Raw genomic sequence first — 3,405 nt, 5'->3', positions numbered from 1 at the left:
GGCCACCGCATCGAACCCGGCGAAATCGAAACCGTCCTCACCACCCACCCCGCCGTCACCCAAGCCACCGTCATCCTCCGCGAAGACACCCCAGGACACCCGCAGCTGGTCGCCTACGCCGTCACCCAAGCACCCGTCACCGAAGACGCACTCCGCGACAATCTCCGCGACGTACTCCCCGATTACATGATCCCCGCCGCCCTCCTCACCCTCGACGCACTCCCCCTCACCCCCCACGGCAAACTCGACCGCGACGCACTCCCCGCACCGGACTACAGCAGTCGCGTGGCGAGTCGAGCCCCCGAGGGCGCCCGAGAGGTGCAGTTGGCGCGACTGTTCGCCGAGACCCTCCGCCTCGACGCCGTCGGTGCCGACGACGGCTTCTTCCACCTCGGCGGCGACAGCATCATGTCCATCCAACTCATCGCCAAGGCGCGCGCGCTGGGACTCCATCTCACTGTCCGCGACGTCTTCGAGCACCAGACCGTGGCCGAACTGGCGAAGATCACGTCCGACACCCCGGTCGTCGAGAACGCGGACCAGGCCGCGCACACGATGCCGCGCTCCGGCCCCGTGCCCCCCACCCCGATGGCCCTGTGGCTCGCCGAACTCGGCGGCCCCACCTCGGAGTACAGCCAGTCCCTCACCGTGCGGACGCCCCCGGGACTCGATGCCGACACGCTCGCCGAGGCCCTTCAGGCGCTGCTGCGCCACCACGACAGCTTCCGGCTGCGCGCGGACATCGGCGGGGAGATGGAGGTCCTGCCGCCCGAGGCGGTCTCGGTCACCGACTGCCTCGTCACCGTCGACGCGACCGGGCTGGACGACGGCGCCCTGGAACGGCTCCTCGTCGAGGAGGGCACCGCCGCACGCGCACGGCTCGCCCCCGCGCGGGGGGTCATGGTCCAGGCCGTCTGGCTCGACCGAGGTGCCGAGGACGGCAGTCTGACCCTGGTGGCGCACCACCTGGCCGTCGACACGGTGTCCTGGCACATCGTCCTGGGCGATCTCGTGACCGCCTGCCAGTCCGTCGCGACCACGCCCGGTACCGCCGTGGCGCTCCAGCCGACGGGCACCTCCTGGCGTCAGTGGGCCACCGCCCTGCACGCGCTGGCGGACGCCCCGGCCCGGGAGGCGGAACTCGACCACTGGCGTGCGACGCTCGCCGATGTCACACCGCGTCTGCGTCTGGACCCCGCACGCGACACCCACGCGACCACGGCCGACCACGTGTCGGAGCTCGACGTCGACACCACCCAGGCGCTCCTGACCTGGGTTCCCGACCGCTACAACGCCACCCTCAACGAGCTGTTGCTGACCGCCTTCGCCCTGGCCGTCGGCGACTGGCGCCGTCGTCGCCCCGACTCGGGCGGCCCCGGCGCCCCGGTCGTCCTCGACCTGGAGAGCCACGGGCGGCACGAACACGCGGTCGCCGGCGTCGATCTCACCCGCACGACCGGCTGGTTCACCGCCGTGTACCCGCTGCGTCTCCAGCACCAGGCCGTCGGCCGGGCCGACCTCGGGAACGACGGCGCGGCGCTCAGCCAGGCGGTCAAGGAGATCAAGGAACAGCTCCGCCGCACGCCAGGCGACGGCCTGGGCTATGGACTGTTGCGCCACCTGAACGGCCGGACCCGCGCGCAGCTCGCCGGCCTCCCCGGCCCCGAGTTCCGCTTCAACTACCACGGCAGACTCGTCCGACAGCGGGAGTCGGCGCACTGGCAGCCGGTTTTCAGCGGCCTCAGCGGTGCGAGCCCGGCCATGCCCGTGAGCCACGCGCTCGACCTCAACTCCGTCACCACGGAAGCCGCGGAAGGTCCCCGGCTCCAGGCGCGATGGACCTATCTGCCCAGGCTGACAACGGAAGCGGACGCGGCCCACCTCGCGGACGGCTGGTTCAAGGCCCTCCGGATGCTCGTGCACCACGCCAGCGGCCAGGACGTCATGGGGATCACTCCCTCCGACGTCTCACACACCTCGATCACACAGGCTGAACTCGACCAGCTTGAGGCAGAACTCGACTCCGAGTGGGGGATCTAGAGATGAGCAAGCAGTCACGCGGAAAGATCGAGGATGTCCTCAGCCTGTCGCCGCTACAGGAGGGATTTGTCTTTCTGCATCTCATGGGCGAGGAAGAACTGGACGTCTTCGTCTCCCAGTACTCGTTCGACATCGAAGGCGAGCTGGACAGCACCGCCATGCGAAACGCCGCGACGGCGCTCCTCCAGCGGCACGCGAACCTGCGCGCGAGTTTCCGCCAGCGCGGGTCGGGCCAGTGGGTACAGGTGATCCACCGCGGCCTGGAACCGACGTGGCAGGAAAAGGATCTCAGCGGCCTCTCCGCCGCGGAACAGGAGGAAGAACTCGACCGGATCGCGGCGGAAGACTACTGGAAGCGCTTCGACCTCTCCCGTCCGCCGCTGATCCGTTTCACCCTGATCCGCCTCGGCGGAAACACGTTCCGTTTCATCATGACCAACCACCACATCCTGCTCGACGGCTGGTCCCGGCCGCTGGTCCTGCGGGATCTGATGTCGCTCTACGGGTCGGGCGGCGACATCACCGTGCTGCCGCACGCCCGTCCGTACCGCGACTACCTCCGCTGGCTCGACGCGCAGGACCGGAACGCGGCCCAGGACGCCTGGTCGTCGGCGCTGGCGGGCCTCGAAGGGGGCACCCTGGTCGTGCCCGACCCCGAGCCGGTCGTCACGCCCCCCAAGCGCCTCGACGTCCCCCTCGACGAGGAGACCGGTCACGCCCTGGTCGAGTACGCCCGTACCCACGGGTTGACCGTGAACACCGTCCTTCAGGGCGCGTGGGCACTCATGCTGTCCCAGATCCAGGGACACCACGATGTCGTCTTCGGCACCACCGTCTCCGGGCGCCCCGCCGAACTGAGCGGCGTCGAATCGATGGTGGGGCTGTTTATCAACACGCTTCCGCTGCGCGTCCGGCTCGATCCCGCCGAGACCGTCACCGATTTCCTGCGACGCATTCAGTCCGAGCAGGCCCATGTTCTGGATTACCAGTGGGCCAGCCTCGCCGACATCCAGCGCTGGGCGGGAACGGGCAAACTCTTCGACACCGCGGTGGTCTTCGAGAACTTCCCCTTCGACGCCTCGGAACTCGACAGGGAGACGGACTCCGCAAGGCTCCGCGTCGCGTTGGCCAACTCGGTCGGCAACAACGACTTCGCGCTCTATCTCATCGCTCACATGCGCAACGGCGCTCTGCGCCTGAGCCTGGGAAACCGGGCGGAACTCTTCGACGAGGAGACCATCCGGTCGATCGCCGCACGACTCGTCGCCACGCTGCGTGGGTTGGTGGGGGGTTGTGGTGGTGGGTTGGTGGGGCGGTTGGAGTTGTTGGCGGCGGGGGAGCGGCGGTTGGTGGAGGAGTGGGGTG

The 3,405-nt window shown here is 69.3% G+C and carries 2 protein-coding genes; both read left to right on the top strand.

Features of this window, described 5'->3' with window-relative positions; translation table 11 throughout:
• A partial coding sequence (locus tag CRP51_RS27855) for a condensation domain-containing protein (RefSeq protein WP_245880854.1) occupies positions 1-2,040 on the top strand: 2,040 nt, incomplete at its 5' end.
• A gap of 2 nt (positions 2,041-2,042) precedes the next feature.
• On the top strand, positions 2,043-3,405 hold a 1,363-nt coding region (locus CRP51_RS27850; RefSeq protein ID WP_245880853.1), incomplete at its 3' end, for a condensation domain-containing protein.

Source organism: Streptomyces zhaozhouensis, assembly GCF_900230195.1.
Classification (GTDB): domain Bacteria; phylum Actinomycetota; class Actinomycetes; order Streptomycetales; family Streptomycetaceae; genus Streptomyces; species Streptomyces zhaozhouensis.
This window is presented reverse-complemented; position numbering and strand designations above follow the sequence as displayed.